Genomic DNA, 17,169 nt, shown 5'->3' on the forward strand with positions numbered 1-17,169 from the left:
ACTTGTGGACATTCTAGACTTAACTGAGATAACGATTATCCAATCTGTAGAGGGAACCAGTGATGCGACTGTCACAAATGTTTTTTGTCACTCTGCGAGAAGAACCGGCGGAAGCGGAAATCCCCAGCCATAAATTACTGCTCCGTGCAGGCTACATTCGTCGCATCGGTAGCGGTATCTACGCCTATCTACCCCTCATGTGGCGGGTGCTGCAAAAAATCTCTCATATTGTGCGGGAAGAGATGAATGCGACCGGCGCACAAGAGTGTCTACTCCCGCAACTACAACCATCTGAGTTGTGGCAACAGTCGGGGCGCTGGGATACTTATACCAAAGCTGAAGGGATCATGTTCGCCCTGACAGACCGCCGAGACCAGGAACTGGGACTGGGACCGACGCATGAGGAAGTGATTACAGCGATCGCTCGTGATATGATTCGCTCCTACCGCCAGTTGCCTCTGCACCTCTACCAAATTCAAACTAAGTTTCGGGATGAAATTCGCCCCAGATTTGGTTTGATGCGAGGACGCGAATTCATTATGAAGGATGGCTACTCGTTCCACGTCAATGAAGAAAGCTTGAAAAAAACTTACCAGGATATGCACCATGCTTACAGCAAGATGTTGCGCCGGACTGGTTTAGCCTTCCGGGCTGTAGAAGCTGATTCAGGTGCGATTGGGGGATCTGGTTCTCAAGAATTTATGGTGCTGGCTGAAGCTGGGGAAGATGAAGTTCTCTACACCGAAGATGGCAAGTACGCCGCCAATGTGGAAAAAGCGGTTTCTTTGCCTGCTGACACCAAACCATCCCCGTTTAAGACTTATGAGAAACGGAAGACGCCGGACACCGATACAATTGATAAACTCTGTAGATTCCTCAAGTGTTCGCCTACCCAAGTGGTGAAAAACGTCCTCTACCAGGCAGTTTATGACAACGGCATAACGGTGTTGGTGCTGATTAGTATCCGGGGCGACCAAGAAGTCAATCAGGTAAAGTTGCACAACGATCTGGCAAAACTGGCACCAGAATACCAAGCCAAAACTGTGCTATCTGTAGAAGTGCCAGCGGCGGCGCTTCAGCAACTGTGGGCGACGAGACCCTTACCTTTGGGTTACATCGCTCCCGACATCGCAGACGATTATATCTGTTCGGCTAAAAATTTGGCTCCCCGGTTTTTGCGGTTGGTCGATAAAACTGCGATCGAGCTAAAAAACTTCGTCACAGGTTCTAACGACTTGGAATACCACGTCGTGGGTGCCAATTGGGACGAGCAATTTAAGTTACCAGAACGAGTAGTAGATATACGCAAGGCACGACCGGGCGATCGCGCGATGCACGATCCCGATCAAACGCTCCGAACTGCCCGTGGCATCGAAGTGGGGCACATTTTCCAGCTAGGCAATAAATATTCTCAAGCGATGGGAGCCACTTACACCAGCGAACAAGGTGAGGAAGTTCCCCTGGTGATGGGTTGTTATGGTCTTGGTGTTTCGCGGTTAGCTCAGGCGGCGGTAGAACAATCTTATGACAAAGATGGAATTATCTGGCCTGTAGCGATCGCGCCCTATCACGTCATCATCTCAGTTCCCAACACCAGCGACGCCCAACAAGTGGAAGTTGCCGAAAAACTATACACCCAGTTGCATCAAGCAGGAATTGAAACCCTTTTGGATGACCGCGATGAACGAGCGGGAGTAAAGTTCAAAGATGCTGATTTAATTGGGATACCCTATCGAATCGTAACCGGGCGATCGCTCAATAGCGGCAAAGTAGAAGTCGTCGAACGGGCGACTCGCAAATCCCAGGAAATTCCTGTTGAGGAAGTGGTAACTACCTTAAAGCAGTGGATTGATGCTGCTTTAAATCAATAACAATTAACCACAAAGGCACAAAGTTATCAATTTTGTGTCTTTGTGGTTCAAAAAAGCACTTTGATGATAATTTGATGCCAAGGCGCTTTCATCACTAAGAAAAACTTTGCGTCTTGGCGCAATTTTTTGAAATCTCGCGCCAAGACGCAAAGCCAGAAAATTTAAGCGATAACTATGGAATTTATAGCAATTTTTCTATCTGGTTTGCTTGCTCTAATTTCACCCGCTAATTTAGCCATCGACCGCATCGCTGAAAATGCCATTCGTTCCCAGTTTGATAAAGTGGAGCAGTTGCAAGTCCGCGTTGACAATGCTCCGAATTTCCAAATTGTGCAAGGAAAAGTTGAGCGAGTGCGGATTGGTGGGCGAGGGTTGTGGCTGACGCCAGAATTCCGGATTGCAGCGCTGGAACTGGAAACCGATCCCCTTGACCTTGATGTGGCGCGTCTCCGGCAGAAGGGAAAGGTGCGACCGACCGAATTGTTGAAGCAACCTTTACAAGCTGGGGTGCGTTTGGTGATTACCCAGCAAGATATCAATCAAGCTTTACAGTCACCAACTGTCAGCGCTCAATTGCGTAAACTGGGAAGCCGCATTCTTGGCAGCAACGCTGATATGCTGGTTCAGCGCTATGAGTTTGTCAATCCTCAAGTGGAATTTCTGGGGGATAACCGGCTGCGTTTCCATTTGGAATTGCAGGAGCCGGGAAATGTAGATAAACTGGTTGTCTCGGTGGAATCAGGGCTGGGTATCGTGGCTGAGCATCAGTTGCAATTGATTGAGCCAAATGTCTTGGTAAATGGGATGCCAGTGCCACCCCCCCTGCTTGCCTTCTTCGTGTCCGGTGTCAATAGCCGCTTGGATCTCCGCACCTTGGAAGATGCAGGGATTGCTGCCCGACTCCTAAAATTAGATATAAATAAGGAACAACTAGAGTTAGCTGCATTTGTGCGGGTAGAAAAGCCAGAAACTGCTTCCGCACCTAATCAACGTTAAAATTATCCGGAGCAGCGCTCGTCTTCACTGTATTCCTCAACAAAACCTCCTCACAAGCATCCAAATAAATTTTAAGGAGGGAAATTGATATGAAAGTTCAACAACCAGGCCGTCGAATCGGTATTGGCATCGCCGTTGGTGTTTTGGCGATCGCTTTGGCGGCTTGTAGCCCAGAAGAGCAACAGGCAGCAAATACAGGCAATTCTTCGCCAACACCGTCAGTTTCCACGACTATTCAACCGACTAATTCGCCTCAGGCAGTGCAGCCGTCTGTGAAGCCCTCTGTGAAGCCGTCTGCTCAGCAACTATCTAGTCAGAAGACCGTTCAAGTCTACTGGCTGAAGAGTAGTGGTAGCAAGATTGAGGTGGTGCCTGCTCCGGTCAAAATAGAGGCAGGAGTCAAGTCTGAGAACATTCTAGAAGGTGCGTTCAATCGCTTGTTAGCGGGACCGAACGATCCGGCTTACAGCAGCACGATTCCTAAGGGAACGCAGCTACGAAATCTGGATGTTCGGGAGGATGGTGTTCATGTGGATTTGTCCCAAGAATTTACTGCTGGCGGCGGTAGTGCCTCGATGACAGGTCGCGTGGCGCAAATCCTCTATACAGCCACCAGTATCAATCCAAATACCAATGTTTGGATTGATGTAGAGGGAAAACGGTTGGAAGTTTTGGGCGGTGAAGGGTTGGTACTCGATCAGCCTCTGACTCGCCAAAACTTTGAGAAAAATTTTGATTTATAGGGCTTTGTTTACTTTCTAGCGCTTAAGCTAAAGTCACGGAAGTGGCGGGCTTGCTGTTCAATCCGAGCGGCAAGGCGATCGCAAACCAAGTTACATAATTCAAAAATCAACTCATCTTCCACTTTGTAATAAGCCGATGTCCCTTCGCTGCGGCGACTAAGGATACCGGCTTGTAGCATGACTTTTAGATGCTTGGAAACGTTAGCCTGACTGGTTTGTGTTGCCTCGACCAATTCTTGTACGCATTTCTCGTCGTCGCGCAGGAAGTTCAAAATCCGCAACCGCATTGGCTCGCTCAAGATGCTGAAGTACTCTGCAAGTTGTTGTACAACTTCTGGAGGTACAGACAAAGCTTGTCGCATGAGACTAATCAGAAATGATAGTTCATCCTGATTATATATGATGTTTTTTGGTTAATAACTATTGAGTAATTATTAAATCTTTTTGTGCTGATTAATATGGGAATCTGGGTAACTTTAGATACTATTTGTTTAAACAAACTCTGTAGAATTAAATAAGGCTCTTCATTACTTGGTATGCTAAAAAGTTGATCCCAAAACTTGAAAGGCTTACCTAGCAAGGTATAACAATTTTGGACTGTATTTTCTATTTAATAAACGCTAAATTGGCTTAAATTTATGGCTAGTATAGCTTGTGGCGCTTCTTGACTATAATTTAGCATACCAACTACGGAAGAGCCTTAAATAATGGAAATATGTGTTAGCAACACAAATCGATATTTCCATTATTTAACAGGAAATTTTTAGGAAATTAAATTATCCAAAAAAGTTTACTCCAAAAATATCAAAATTTTGGAAATAAACTTTTTAAACGATTCATGGCAGATGCCGCCGCGCAACTTTTACAAATGCTAAAGTTATTCGGGGTTAATCCGCATTAACGGTTGACCGTACTCAATGGGTTCGCCGTTTTGAACCAAAACTTCTATCACCGTACCAGATACCTCGGCTTCAATTTCATTCATCAGCTTCATTGCCTCAATGATGCAGACAGTTTGTCCGGTACGGATGCGATCGCCTACTTCCACAAATGCCGGTTCATCCGGTGACGGGGAGCGATAAAACGTCCCCACCATCGGCGATTTGACCTCTTCGAGTCTTCTATCAATGGGGGAACCAGCAGCGGCGGTCGGTGGGGCAGTTCGTTGCACCGCCTCTAAGCTGGGACTGGGCGGCATGGACGTAGATGCCAGGGAGGGGGGAGCCGGGACTTCGGGACTCCCACTCCCTGCCAGGGCAGGTGGTACGACCGGCATACCCCCGCGCGGATCTTTACGCACTGTGAGTTCAAAATCAGTGCTTTTGAGTGTCAACTCTGTAATGTCGGTTTGCGCGATCGCTGCCAGCAGTTCACGGAGATCGTTGAAGTCTATGGACATGAGAAAAAGGATGTCAGTGGTCAGGTATCAGTTGTTGCTTGGTAGAGACAAGGGTCAATCTCATCTCAAGGTCAGTGTCAGTTGTCGGTTGTGGGTTGTTTCTTCTGTACCGCTGACCCCTGACCACTGACTAAAAACTTTTGCATTATTCTCGACCCAGATAGGTATCGGTACGGGTATCCACCTTGATCCGCTCTCCGACAGTAATAAACAGGGGAACCATCACCTGGGCACCCGTTTCCACAATCGCGGGTTTCGAGCCGCCGGTGGCGGTATCGCCTTTGAGACCCGGATCGGTTTGCGTCACTTCCAGCACTACGGAGTTGGGTAGTTCCACTTCCATGACCTGCTCGCCCCAGCGGACGACGTTCACTTCCATTCCTTCCTTAAGGTACTTTACGCGATCGCCAATCTCAACGGAACTCAGATTCGCTTCCTCATAGGTTTCCATGTCCATAAACACGAACTGGTCGCCATCTTTGTAGGTATGCTGCATCGTGCGCTTTTCCAGATTGGCCTGGGGCACCGTTTCTGCGGCCCGGAAGGTTCGTTCCACAACGGAGCCTGTCTGCACATTTTTTAGCTTGGTGCGGACAAACGCAGCTCCTTTTCCTGGCTTAACGTGGAGAAATTCCACTACCCGCCACACAGCCCCATCTAATTCAATGGTGACGCCAGGTCGAAAGTCGTTACTCGAAATCATGAATCTTTATCTTGGGGAGAACAATCGGCACTTCATTTTACCGCGAGCGGAGGTTCTTCCCATTACTCGTACATCGATAAGCTGCGTTCTAATGTCGCTGGGTCGGGACACCCGTGTGGCAAGATTAAAAATGGAGTTTTTGGTAAGCGTGAAAGGTTCAACCGCAGTCGGGAAAGCAGCATTCAGGAATTAATTTATGCTTGATTCAAACCGTTCCATGCTCGATTGGTTCAAACGTTTGGTCTTAACGAGCGTGTTGGTAGTGCTGATGATGACGCTCTCAGCAGGACTCAGCGCTGCTTGGTGGGATGCCTCTGGCAAAACTGCCAGTGATAGTGGATTGCCATCGGGAAATGCCATCACAGATGGTAAAGCTTTGTTACGGTATGCCCTACCCATTGAAAATCAAACAGTGCGGGAAATGCAAGCCGATTTGGAAGATATTTCCACACAACTGCGAAGTAAGCGTTGGAGTGCCATCGTTAGCGATGTTAGCAAGGCATCTCGAATTCTAAGCGATCGCTCCTCTGACTTGCTCGCTGGCGTCCCTCCGTCGCAAAAATCTCAAGCAGAAGCCCTAATTGCGAAGATGAACGAAGAATTCGGGAAGCTTCGAGAAACAGTGGAAGCCAAAGATAAAGAACAAACCCAGGCGGAACGGAGCAACCTCCTCGATATCGTGGGTCAGCTAGAAGAGCTAATGGTGCCAGGATTCCCCTTCGAGGTGCCTTCAGAGTACAGTAATCTGCCTCAACTCAAGGGACGCGCCACCATAGAAATGACAACCGACAAAGGCACCCTTACCCTGGTTGTAGACGGTTACAGTGCGCCCGTGACTGCTGGTAACTTTGTGGATTTAGTCCAGCGTGGTTTCTATGATGGGCTAGATTTTGTCCGCGCCGAAGACTCCTACGTGCTGCAAGTGGGAGATCCTCCCGGCCCAGATCAGGGGTTTATTGACCCAGCGACTGGCAAATACCGGGCGGTTCCGTTAGAAGTGCTGGCGAGAGGCGACAAAGAACCCACCTATGGCATTACATTAGAAGACGCGGGGCGTTACCGCGACCTGCCAGTGCTTCCCTTCTCAGCTTACGGTGCCTTAGCAATGGCTCGTCCGGAAACAGAACCTAACGGCGGTTCTTCTCAGTTCTTCTTCTTCCTGTTTGAGCCAGAACTGACTCCAGCGGGTCGTAACCTGTTGGATGGGAGATATTCAGTTTTTGGCTATTTAACGAAGGGCAAAGAAGTTCTGGAAAAACTCGATGCAGGCGACAAAATTGTCTCGGCTAAGGTAATCCAGGGTGCGGAGAATTTAGTTCCGCCGCCAGCCGCATAAACATCCAGCTCCGATAAAGAGCTATTAATAGGGTGGGTGGGACGGCAATGCTGCCATTGCGCGATCGCCCACCCTCTGTGCTATAAAATCAGGAAATTTATGGCAATTGTTGAGGTAATCTTTGTCTTCACCGTCAGTGTGATGGCGGGTTTGTTGTTTTACAGTGCCTCCCAGCAGCGGCAGCAGCAAATGCAGTTAGAAAATGCTTTTTATCAATTGCTGGAAGCTCAAGATAGTTGTATTTCTCTGATTCAACTGTCAGCAGCGGCAAGAGTAGATGTTCAGTTAGCGAAGCAATACCTAGATCGTCAGGTGCAGATGTTTGGAGTGCTGCCAGAAGTAGATGCTGATGGAGATACCTTTTACCGCTTCCCTAAGCTGAAGCGGGATTCTGCTTCAGATAAAAATTAGAGTGAAATAGGGCGATCGCCTTTTTGTGGTGAGGATGCGATCGCTCATACCCTCCTCATCCGTACTTTCCTTTCCATTGCCCGTGGCATTTTCTCAACTTGCTTCGGTATTACTTGTTATTTAGCTTGCATTTAGGTTCTAAACAAGGGCATCTACGTAGAATTTTATTAGGTCTAAATTTTTTATAAAAATTGAATTTTATTTGGTGATATAGCTTTAACCCAATTTTGTATATAAAAGCCAGTAAAAAAATTATACCACCTGACTTATGGAATTCATTTGACATCAAAATATCCCAAACCACTTTCAGCGCTAAATAAATTTTTAGATTCTTCATATAGAGCGGAAGCAGTTGTACAAGAGCCATTAGGTAGCCACGATGATAACCAGTTTTTAAAGCTTTTTCCGCAGCATTTTTGATTTGCTTTTCCTGTTTATAATAATTGTCTCTTGCCAAACAAGATTCATTTTCTACCAGATTAGCTAGGGCTAAGTTTACATGAACTAAACTAGATGGGTCGGCATTACGTTCAATGAAGAGTTGTAGGCTCTTATCGTAATGGTATTTTACACTTTCTTTAATTTGAGCGGCCTCAAGAACCTGACCTAGTCGCAAGTGATAGAAGGCAGTTGCTCCAATATCTAGCGTCAAGCTATTTTGATTGCAGCCTTCCTCTAGAATTTTTTGGGATTTAACATAAAAGTTAACAGATTTAATAAATTCATATTCTTCAAAATATATTCTGCCAAGGAAATGTAAACATTCACTCAATGTTCGCAGGAGCCACTTATAATTTTGATGTTTGCATAATAACTCTAGTTTTGATTGTGCTTGAGTGAAATAATTTTTGGACTCAGCAAAGTTAAATCTACGAAAATAGTAGTGACCCAGTAGAACCCAGGTACGCGCCAAATATTCCTCAGACCTTGATTCTTCTCTACAAAATGCTTCACATTTAAGAAGTACATCTTTCATTTTTTTATATTCACTGATATCTTCATAGTATAGGCTAAGTACAAAATATGCTTTAATCTTTTCTTCATGAGTCTTAGACAGTACAATTGCTCTATGCAAGCAATCTTCAGCTTCAGAATCAAAATTATTGAATGTTTTTAAGCAATAGTATTTTGAAATATACAAGTCAGCCGGTACAACTTTTCCAAACTCATGATAGTCTTGGAGTAATCGATCAGTTGCTTGAAGCCAGTCAAAACCTTGATTTGTTTGGAGCGCTTTGTTAATAAATTTAACTATTATCTTACAACGTGTTGGCAACTGTTCAGAATCTTTTCGATTATCCTGTAGTGACTGCAAAACGTGAGCGAGATCGGTTCTGGACTCAGCTTCAGAGAGCCATATGTTCAGAAGTTTAGCAATGTCTCCTGTCTTTTTATCAGGCTTTAGTTTTTCCTTAAGAAGTTGGCGCTTATTAATTTTCTCATCAAGTTTAGTCACTGGATTGCAATTCCCTCAAAAACTCGTATAGTAAGTTGTGTATTGAATAACGTGGCTCGTCTGAAAGTCTAGAAATACTTGTTAGCAAGGAACGCTGAAGACATTCTCCTACAGCTTCTCTAAATTCATCATCGCTCAGTTCAGCTTGTTGCTTCAGTAGACGACGTGGAACGGGAATACTCTCACTGAAGCGAGTCATTGATTTCAAAACTTCTAAAGCATTATTTGAAATTGAAACTAGAGCTTCCTCATACAGATAGGTGTAAAGCTCCTCTTGTTTAGTAAGTGACTGAATAATTTCATCTAACGGTGAGTCATCGGTTGCTATTAGGCTAATTACAAGTAAGATTATGAGAGGAATACCATTAGTAGCATGAAATATTGGTAACAATTCATCATCTTGTGAATCATGAATGCGTTGAATGTGCGCTCCCTTGTACCGGATTAACTCTAAAGTTGGATTGACACCTATACCTTTGAGTTCAACTTCCCGCATATCCATAGTTAGTTTTTGAATTTTTTGTCTAGAAGTAAAGATAATCTTACTAGGTCTCAAATTATTTTTTTGGGTATAAGGATCAAATTTTGTGAGTAACTCAGTGTAGTCTTGCAGAGTTTCAAGATTGTCTATTACAATTAGATATGGGGAAGTTCTTAGCTGGCTTTGTAAATAGGAAAAATGTTCATCTATCGTTGGTGGCAATTGTATTTGTAGCTGCTCTGCTATTTCCGAAACTAATGCATCAATATTTAAAACAGTACCTATATCTCGAATTGCTAGATTCTCGACTCTAAAATAAGTTCTTTTAGCTGTTACCCAAGCAAGATCAATAAACTCTGACTCTACTGTATGTTCTCTGACTAGCTTCTCTACAATAGATGTTTTACCAACTCCTCCCGTTCCAACAACACTAATAAACCAGCTACCTTCTTTGTCTTGTAAATATTCTGTTAACGTTGTTATATATTCTTCTACACCAAACAATACTGTTTGCGAAATATTAGCTTTATCTTCTAATTTTATTTTAATCCTTGCTTGAATTTCTAATTTGCTATTTGGGAGTGAAATATCGCTTTCACTATCTGGGAGTGCAATATCGCTCCCGTGAGTATCTAGGTTAGCGATCGCTTGCCAGTCCAGACCCAAGAAATTGCAAAGTTCCAAAAAATTTCTACGCTCAATAGGCTTCCCATTGAGGAATTTGCGAACTGTATCTGACGATACTCCGATATCTACCGCAAAATCCCTATGGCTTTCATACCTACTTCGCTGATAAGCAGATTTGGCTTGCTGGATACACTCCGAACGCACCATAAGGGAGCGTTGCGACATGGCTACCTCTTGGAAAACAGCTTAGACCCTAATGAGCTTTGTTAAAAATTTTACTTTAGTTGTAAGTCCGTGACAAGTTATTGATTTCTCAGTGCCAATATTAGCAAAAGTCAGGGTTATCTCAGTGTGGGGCTTGCTTCTATAGATATAGACACACAAAAACACCGTAACTTAGTGTCCCAATCAACTGTATTTATTGTCAAAGAAGCGATCGCGCCAGTTACTTTGTTCTCATGGCTACACCCAGAATTGCAAAAAGGAGTCTTTGAATGAAAATTAAGCTTATTTCTAGTTTGACTGTTGCTGTTATCGGGACAAGTGTATTCTCTGCCACCGCACCAGCCTCAGCTTATGACATCAAAAGCATTGACACTGACACTACAGGTTTTAAGGACATAATTGAAGAGTTCCAGCAATTCGTTTCTCCTTCTGGGGTTCCGTTTAGCAACCCCACAGCGTATAAGTTAGACCTTACCAAGTTAAAATTGGGAACTGACTATAATCCTCGTGTTTACTTTCTCAATGAAGGAGCAGGCTTCAGAAACCAGTTAGGGTTCACAGCTACTAATGGTTCTACTTTCCAGTCGGGGTTGATTTTTGAGGATGCCTCTTGTGGAATTAATAATACTGAGTGCCAAGGAGCAGCTAATGATGGACCTCTGGATATCGGGGACTATGTGGACTTAGGAAACTTCAGTGCTGGTACCCTCTTTAACTTCTGGCTGAAAGCTGATGGTTATAATGGCGGAACTTACGTTTACGGTGCCGATCCAGCTTCTAACCCAGATGGACTAGAACACTTGGTAGCTTATGAGTATAAAGGCCACTTGGTGATTGGATTCGAGGATTTATATGGACCGCTCGGTGCTACTGAGCCTCCCAATCAAAATTCCGATCGCGATTTTGAGGACACGGTCTTCGTGGTCAAGTTTCCGGGACTTGAAAAAGCCAGGAAAAATGTACCTGAGCCTTCTTCTGTATTGAGTATCTTAGGGGTTGGTGCTTTCGGTGTCAGTTCGCTGCACAAGCGCAAGCAGCAACAGAAATCTCAGGATTCTAGCCTCAGCTAGTTGATACAGTAGTTGGCGCGATCGCACTTTTTTCCTCTGCTGAAGCGAGTGCGATCGCTCTTTAGAATATCTTTTACTACCAGTTTCAGGGATTGATATGGTTTTAATCCGAGAAGTAGTCCAAAAGGCTTTGGCAACAGGTTATTTAACGTTAGCATCAGAGACCGAACTACGGCAGCTTTTACAAACAACAAAATATGGCTGGGAAGACCTAAATGCCTTTATGACTTTGCAGCAAGCAGTAATGGCTGGTCGTGTACGGCAAGAGTCCCGCGAATTGATACGTTATTAGTATATTTTTAACAATACCTGAAAACTGGCGCGATCGCATTTCCTGTATTATCAAGCGCGATTTATTTACTCCTCCCCAATCTGACTTCTCACCCACTCGCGGAACAAGCGAATCATAGCTGTTTCTCCCACAGTTTTTTGCTGTTCCAGAAACCGCACAATCTCAGATGGTGAGAGAAAAGGGAAAGTAGGAGATGTATTGCGCTCTACATATTGTTTTCCCTCTAATTGATAGAATCTTAAGCGTCTTCCGTCATAACGCCAGACTTCCGGCACCCCAAAATCAGCATACAAGTCGAATTGATTAATAGAACTGCTAGTAATATCAATCTCAATAATTAAATCAGGTGGTGGATATTGATTTAGGTCGATTTGCTCTAGTTGTCTGACAATCGGCTCATTCTGGATGTAGTAGCACTGATCTGGTTCAAATCCCCGTTGCAAATCCTCACGTTTGGAAGTTCTTGAACCTAAGCTGCGAATATTAATATTCAATTCTTCAGTCAGAGTTTCCACGAAACGTCCTAGGAGCTTCTTGTAGCTTTCATGTGGATCTAATGGGGACATTATTTGTAATAATCCTCGGTCATAAGTCAGTCGAATCCCTGCCTGTTCTTCTAAATCTTTCAGCAGAGATTCGTAAGTTTGCCAGCTAACATTCCTCAAGAGAACTGGTTGTGGAGTCTGAATTAGTGTAGTTGTCATTTTAAGACTGAGCCTAGGTAATTGCTGCTAGTCACAATAGAAGTGTTGGTGGATAGATATATTTTAGCGATCGCGCTTAGTATTTACTCAGAGTGCGATCGCTCTCTAGTCTTCTCTACTTAAACTTGACTTCTCACTCACTCGCACAACAAAACCTGCGCCACACCCAAAACTGCATAAAAATTCATTCGGTTAATAGGCTTTTTTATCGCAGATAGATAAAAATAACAACCAACCAAAGGATGAACTCCATTTCTGCTGGGTAATGTAGTGAATGCAAACTGATAGAAATGTCAAAATGAAGCTGAATTGATAAATTCCAGTAGTGGAATGCTTTTATATTTTAATATTATGAGATAAACAGGACTTACGCAAAGCTTATACATATAGCGTTTTTTCGGGTTCAATCCCCCTGTGGTTGCCCTTACTATGTGGTGATGTGCGGCGAGTCCTGATAAAAAAGAAAATTAGTACCAGAAACTAAAAAAATTGGGGCTAGAAGCGTTATCCACCTTCTAGCCCTCATTTTCATTTTCACTCAGTCTTTATGAACGCAAATTTTCTCTAAAAACTAGCTAGCTTTGCTGCTTCGACGCCGACGAATTGTCATTAACGATCCGGCTACCAATCCCAACCCAGCAAGCGTGGCTGGTTCAGGAATTTTTTCTTCTCTAGCGATTACTTTAAAGTCTGGGCCATTGTAACTCGCATCTGCTGTCACTCGAATACCCGCTAGAGAAGTAATTCCCAATTTTTCTAGGCTAACTCCCCAAGAACCAACCTGTTGACTTCCATTAATTTCCATTGTGTCAATGCTATAGCCTGTGGCAAACTGATCGGTTCGCTTTAGTTTTAGAAAATTACCAATGAGGTTGCCAGCTTTGTCAATTGCTTGAATACCCAGATCGCTATTCTTACCCCGTTCCCAGAAAAAGAGGTTGTCCAATCCTGTCTTATCTGCATGAACTAGGTTATTGAAGAAAAGGTTGATACTAATGGAACCATTATCCTCAGTATCAATAATGTTGTTGAGGTTTTGGTTGCCTAGATAAGCGGCAATTTCAGTATTGCCTGGGTTCTTAATTCCAGATACTTCAACACCGTTCGGCTTGCTAGCTTTATTGCCTCTGTCTGTGCTAGCAGCACCCGTATTATTGTTATAGCCACCCGCTTCAGGATTGGCAGTTTCTCCCTTCTTCCCAGTGAGCTTGATGGGAGTATTGGAGAGGATTTTAGCCTCTTTAACTAGATTAAAACTATCAAATGTGACTTTATTTTGAGTAATAGACTGAAGCCAAATATCTACCTCAGAGTTACTTTTTTGGCTAACGTTGGTTTGGAAGCTTGCGGCTTGCGCTGAACTAGAAATCGTTAAGATTCCGACAGTTAAGCATAGAAAAGTTGATGTACGCTGAAAATTCATTCTTTTAATCCTCTGGTAGTTGCCTATTTAGAAACGTTGGTGAAAGGTATTAGTCGAAAGTTTTCAGTGACGGATGCTCCCAATACACAGCAAATCGTTAAGCCACGACTTTAGTTATGTAGCCCTAGGCTAAAACTTTAGTTAAGTGACTAAAGTTCTGTCTTAATGCCATTTCATCCAAATCAAACTACCAATTTGCAGACAAATAATTCAGCTTTTCTTGGCTGAATCCTTGAAGAATTTGGCACCATCCTATCCTAATAGTAAAGATTAATTAAATTCATCGTTGAAGCTACGGAAATTAAAATTATAATCCTTCTTGCTGTACGTAAAATTTCGGATAATGGGAAAATGTCGTTGGAGATACAGAAATTTTATTTAAAGAAACAATGCAGGGAAGTAAAACTTCCGACAGATAGCGATCGCGCTTTTAAAAGCTACAATTACGCACTCAAGTAAAAACTTTCAGATAATGATGAAATTACTGAGGGAAAATTACTGAGACGCATTGGGGACGAGCGATCGCACTTTTCCCACCCGGCAATCTTGCAACCAATTCCGAACTGCCTGACCAATGATGCCATTACTGCTATCGCGCGGCGGCGTAGGGGGGCGTCCTCCCGGATAAAGGCCAGTACGAGAAAACATGAGCGCTAAACTCCAGCCGCTGTCAGTTTGAGCCAGAAATAGCCAGTGATACTGCTGCAATTCAATCAGCTTGCCAGCGGTATACTGTCGCTCTAAGGTGGTAATGAATACCTGCTTGGGGGCTGCGGCAAGTTCGGCTGGAGGCGTTGGGTTATATTGACCGGGACCCAGGCTAAGCGGCTCAAATTCCGGGCGTCCAGCGGCAATCACGGAACTAGAAGAAATGTCAACTTTTCGGCTGCGGCGTCGGGCACGTTGATTGACCCGATTAGCATAACTAGGTAAATCCCGAAGCAGGAGAAGTGTGAGGCTTTCTACATTACTTGGGCAAGCAAAACGCTGTAGGGACAGAGTTTCCCTGCCCCTGTTGAGTGCTATAGGGGCGGAGTTTCCTTGCCCCTGTTGAGTGCTGAATGCAGCGAACAGCGAACAGCTAGAAACCAGAAGTAACCTTCTAACTCCTGACAACTGACGCTTTCGACCTGAGTTCATGAAACCACTGTTAGCTCGTCGCAAATTCTTGCCCAAGCTGCAACGGGGTCAGAGGCGGCGGTAATCGGACGCCCTATCACCAGGTAATCAGCGCCTGCTTGGAAGGCTTGGGCGGGGGTAAGCGATCGCTTCTGATCTCCCGCTTCTGCCCAAGAGGGGCGCACACCCGGACAAACTAACAGAAAATCATCGCCACAAATCTGCCGCAGCTGTTCTGCCTCTTGGGGGGAACAAACCGCCCCATCCAGCCCCGCGTCTTTGGCTAGCAGCGCCATCTGTAAGGCATACTCTGGCAGTTCTAGCGGTATTTTCAGCTCAAAGGCTAGCTGACGCGAGGTGAGACTGGTCAGCAGCGTAATCGCAATTAAATTGGGGGGTGTCACCCCTACTTCCGCTGCGCCCTCCTGTGCCGCTGCTACTGCCCCCTGCAAGGCACCGCAACCGGCTGTTGCATGAATTGTCACCAAATCCACCCCGTAGCGGGCAGCGGCGCGACAAGCCCCGGCAACAGTGTTGGGGATATCGTGAAACTTCAGATCCAGAAAAATTCGCTTTTGCCGGTCTTTGAGCGCCGTCAAGATTTCCGGCCCAGTGCTGACAAATAGCTCTAACCCCACCTTCCAGAATGACACTTGGGGCAATTGATCGAGCAGAGCGATCGCTGCTTCTTTTGTCGGCACATCCAGCGGCACGATAATGCGCTCTGGTACTGACTTAGCGGATTTTAGGCGAGTCGGATTTGGGTTCACGGGTAGGAGTAAGGCTGGAAGAATCGACTTGACAACCGGCTGAATTTTACAATTGCACTCGCCCACCTTAACGTACAAGGCGGACAAATCGCTTTTTACCGACACTCAGGATGCGTCCGGCTAGCTGTTCGGGCGTGTCAAAGACTAGATCGATTTTGTCAACGCGATCGCCATCCAGTCGCACGCCTCCCTCTTGAATTCGCTGCCGTGCTTCCGAACTACTTTTACACAGACCGCTGGCACTGACAATATAGAAAAACTTAGCCGGAAATTGCACGCTCGAAAGCGAAAATTCAGGGACATCGTCAGTTTTTCCCTTCCTCGCTTCCTCCGCTGCTTCCTTACCGTGGTACTGCTTCACAATCTCGAAGGCAAGTTCTTGCTGGCGATCGCGCGGAGTTTCTGGCAGCCGATCCAAAGGCAGATCCGTCAGTAGTTCAAAATACTGCTCCAACAGATCATCCGGAATCTTTTCCAGCTTCTGATACATCGGAGTCGAGCGTTCTGATAGTCCCACATAATTGCCCAGAGACTTCGACATTTTCTTTTCACCATCCGTCCCGATCAAAATCGGCATCAACACCCCAAACTGAGGCTGCTGACCAAAATGCCGCTGTAAATCTCGCCCCACGGCAATATTAAATTTCTGATCGGTTCCTCCCAATTCCACATCCGCTTCTACCGCCACAGAATCATAACCCTGCATTAATGGGTAGAGAAACTCATGCAGATAAATCGGATTCTCTTGTTCAAAGCGGAGGGCAAACCCCTCCTTCGCCAGCATCTGTCCCACAGTCATCGTGGCGAGTAACTCCTGAATCTTTGCCAAATCCAGTTTGCTAAGCCACTCAGAGTTGTAACGAACTTCCAGCCGTCCCGGCGTATCAAAATCCAGAATTGGACGCACCTGATCCAGATACGTCTGGGCATTTTGAGCCACTTCCTCCGCTGTCAACTGGCGGCGTACCTCAGACTTCCCCGTCGGATCGCCAATCCGAGCCGTAAAATCCCCAAGAATTAAAACAGCCGTGTGACCCGCATCCTGAAGCGATCGCAACTTACGCATGGGGATAGTATGACCGAGATGAATCTCTGCACCCGTCGGATCGATCCCATACTTCACCCGCAAAGGTCGGTCGGTCTGCGCTAATCGTTGAGCCAAATTCTCCGCCGGGTCAGAAGAATCAAGCTGATTGGGAAAAATTTCGCTGACGCCGCGATAGAGCCAAGTGAGGGCTTCTGGAGGCGTTTTTGCCGATGATACACTAGCGGTCATGCTTTGCCAAAACTCAATCGGGTATGGTAACTAATCACTATATTTGTATTTGATGCAAGTCCAAGGCAAATCAAATTAGTATAATTTGCAAAAATTGTTAAAATTTCCATGCCCGATTAAAAAAATTTAAGAACAGGCTGCGCTTATGATGCTATAGCGGATCAGTTTCCTCCCCGGTCTGACCTCCCGACCGCATTCCCGGACAGATTCTAAAAATCGTCCGCCCTCCGGCTGCCCCTGGAAAGTCTTTGTAATTTCAATCAGCAA

17 protein-coding genes are annotated in these 17,169 nt (G+C 45.2%); 7 read left to right on the plus strand and 10 right to left on the minus strand.

Annotation, left to right across the window (positions count from 1 at the left end):
• Nucleotides 1–62: 62 nt before the first annotated feature.
• From proS to AC2VDX_RS08765, 3 genes are all read left to right on the plus strand, one after another.
• Complete coding sequence (gene proS / locus AC2VDX_RS08755) at nt 63–1,871, plus strand: proline--tRNA ligase (protein WP_378182333.1); 1,809 nt, start codon at nt 63–65, stop codon at nt 1,869–1,871.
• Nucleotides 1,872–2,045: 174 nt separating this feature from the next.
• A complete protein-coding gene (locus AC2VDX_RS08760) occupies nt 2,046–2,867 on the plus strand; it encodes an LmeA family phospholipid-binding protein (RefSeq protein ID WP_378182336.1) in 822 nt (273 codons plus the stop codon).
• 89 nt (nt 2,868–2,956) lie between these two features.
• Complete coding sequence (locus AC2VDX_RS08765; protein ID WP_378182339.1) at nt 2,957–3,610, plus strand: GerMN domain-containing protein; 654 nt, start codon at nt 2,957–2,959, stop codon at nt 3,608–3,610.
• An 8-nt stretch (nt 3,611–3,618) separates the two neighbouring features.
• Here AC2VDX_RS08765 and AC2VDX_RS08770 read toward each other — a convergent pair whose 3' ends face one another.
• The 3 genes from AC2VDX_RS08770 to efp form a co-directional block, all read right to left on the minus strand.
• Nucleotides 3,619–3,972, minus strand: a complete 354-nt coding sequence (locus AC2VDX_RS08770) for an ArsR/SmtB family transcription factor (RefSeq protein ID WP_190410537.1) — start codon at nt 3,970–3,972, stop codon at nt 3,619–3,621.
• Nucleotides 3,973–4,487: 515 nt separating this feature from the next.
• Nucleotides 4,488–5,009, minus strand: a complete 522-nt coding sequence (gene accB, locus AC2VDX_RS08775) for an acetyl-CoA carboxylase biotin carboxyl carrier protein (protein ID WP_378182343.1) — start codon at nt 5,007–5,009, stop codon at nt 4,488–4,490.
• Between the two features lie 145 nt (nt 5,010–5,154).
• A complete protein-coding gene (efp, locus tag AC2VDX_RS08780) occupies nt 5,155–5,712 on the minus strand; it encodes an elongation factor P (protein WP_378182346.1) in 558 nt (185 codons plus the stop codon).
• 196 nt (nt 5,713–5,908) lie between these two features.
• Here efp and AC2VDX_RS08785 point away from each other — a divergent pair, with 196 nt between their 5' ends.
• Together AC2VDX_RS08785 and AC2VDX_RS08790 are read left to right on the plus strand one after the other, a co-directional pair.
• Nucleotides 5,909–7,048: a peptidylprolyl isomerase gene (locus AC2VDX_RS08785; protein WP_378182349.1), complete on the plus strand. Its 1,140-nt coding sequence runs from the start codon at nt 5,909–5,911 to the stop codon at nt 7,046–7,048.
• A 99-nt stretch (nt 7,049–7,147) separates the two neighbouring features.
• Nucleotides 7,148–7,459, plus strand: a complete 312-nt coding sequence (locus tag AC2VDX_RS08790) for a hypothetical protein (RefSeq protein ID WP_378182352.1) — start codon at nt 7,148–7,150, stop codon at nt 7,457–7,459.
• 109 nt (nt 7,460–7,568) lie between these two features.
• Here the strand turns inward: AC2VDX_RS08790 and AC2VDX_RS08795 are convergent, their stop codons facing one another.
• Entirely contained in the window at nt 7,569–8,915 is a 1,347-nt protein-coding gene (locus AC2VDX_RS08795; RefSeq protein ID WP_378182355.1) for a hypothetical protein, read from the minus strand.
• Complete coding sequence (locus AC2VDX_RS08800; RefSeq protein ID WP_378182358.1) at nt 8,908–10,248, minus strand: NB-ARC domain-containing protein; 1,341 nt, start codon at nt 10,246–10,248, stop codon at nt 8,908–8,910. The genes AC2VDX_RS08795 and AC2VDX_RS08800 overlap by 8 nt, the downstream gene beginning before the upstream one ends.
• Before the next feature lie 269 nt (nt 10,249–10,517).
• Here AC2VDX_RS08800 and AC2VDX_RS08805 point away from each other — a divergent pair, with 269 nt between their 5' ends.
• Together AC2VDX_RS08805 and AC2VDX_RS08810 are read left to right on the plus strand one after the other, a co-directional pair.
• Entirely contained in the window at nt 10,518–11,318 is an 801-nt protein-coding gene (locus tag AC2VDX_RS08805; protein WP_378182361.1) for a DUF4114 domain-containing protein, read from the plus strand.
• A gap of 97 nt (nt 11,319–11,415) precedes the next feature.
• On the plus strand, nt 11,416–11,610 hold the full coding sequence (locus AC2VDX_RS08810; RefSeq protein WP_378182364.1) for a hypothetical protein: 195 nt from the start codon (nt 11,416–11,418) through the stop codon (nt 11,608–11,610).
• Nucleotides 11,611–11,675: 65 nt separating this feature from the next.
• On the opposite strand, the gene AC2VDX_RS08815 is transcribed toward AC2VDX_RS08810, so the two are convergent.
• The 5 genes from AC2VDX_RS08815 to tyrS all read right to left on the minus strand — a co-directional run bounded on the left by AC2VDX_RS08815 (nt 11,676) and on the right by tyrS (nt 16,902).
• The gene (locus AC2VDX_RS08815; RefSeq protein ID WP_378182367.1) at nt 11,676–12,314 is read right to left on the minus strand and encodes a Uma2 family endonuclease; all 639 of its coding nucleotides are present in this window, start codon (nt 12,312–12,314) and stop codon (nt 11,676–11,678) included.
• Between the two features lie 571 nt (nt 12,315–12,885).
• Nucleotides 12,886–13,737: an exosortase-dependent surface protein XDP2 gene (locus AC2VDX_RS08820; protein ID WP_378182370.1), complete on the minus strand. Its 852-nt coding sequence runs from the start codon at nt 13,735–13,737 to the stop codon at nt 12,886–12,888.
• A gap of 495 nt (nt 13,738–14,232) precedes the next feature.
• Nucleotides 14,233–14,877 (minus strand): hypothetical protein, encoded by a 645-nt coding sequence (locus tag AC2VDX_RS08825; RefSeq protein WP_378182374.1) that lies wholly within the window; start codon nt 14,875–14,877, stop codon nt 14,233–14,235.
• A complete protein-coding gene (pyrF, locus tag AC2VDX_RS08830; RefSeq protein WP_378183022.1) occupies nt 14,874–15,626 on the minus strand; it encodes an orotidine-5'-phosphate decarboxylase in 753 nt (250 codons plus the stop codon). Before pyrF ends, AC2VDX_RS08825 begins: the two co-directional genes overlap by 4 nt.
• Nucleotides 15,627–15,693: 67 nt before the next feature.
• Nucleotides 15,694–16,902: a tyrosine--tRNA ligase gene (gene tyrS / locus AC2VDX_RS08835; RefSeq protein WP_378182377.1), complete on the minus strand. Its 1,209-nt coding sequence runs from the start codon at nt 16,900–16,902 to the stop codon at nt 15,694–15,696.
• Nucleotides 16,903–17,169 lie beyond the last annotated feature (267 nt).

The sequence above is a fragment of the Coleofasciculus sp. H7-1 genome (genome assembly GCF_057473865.1).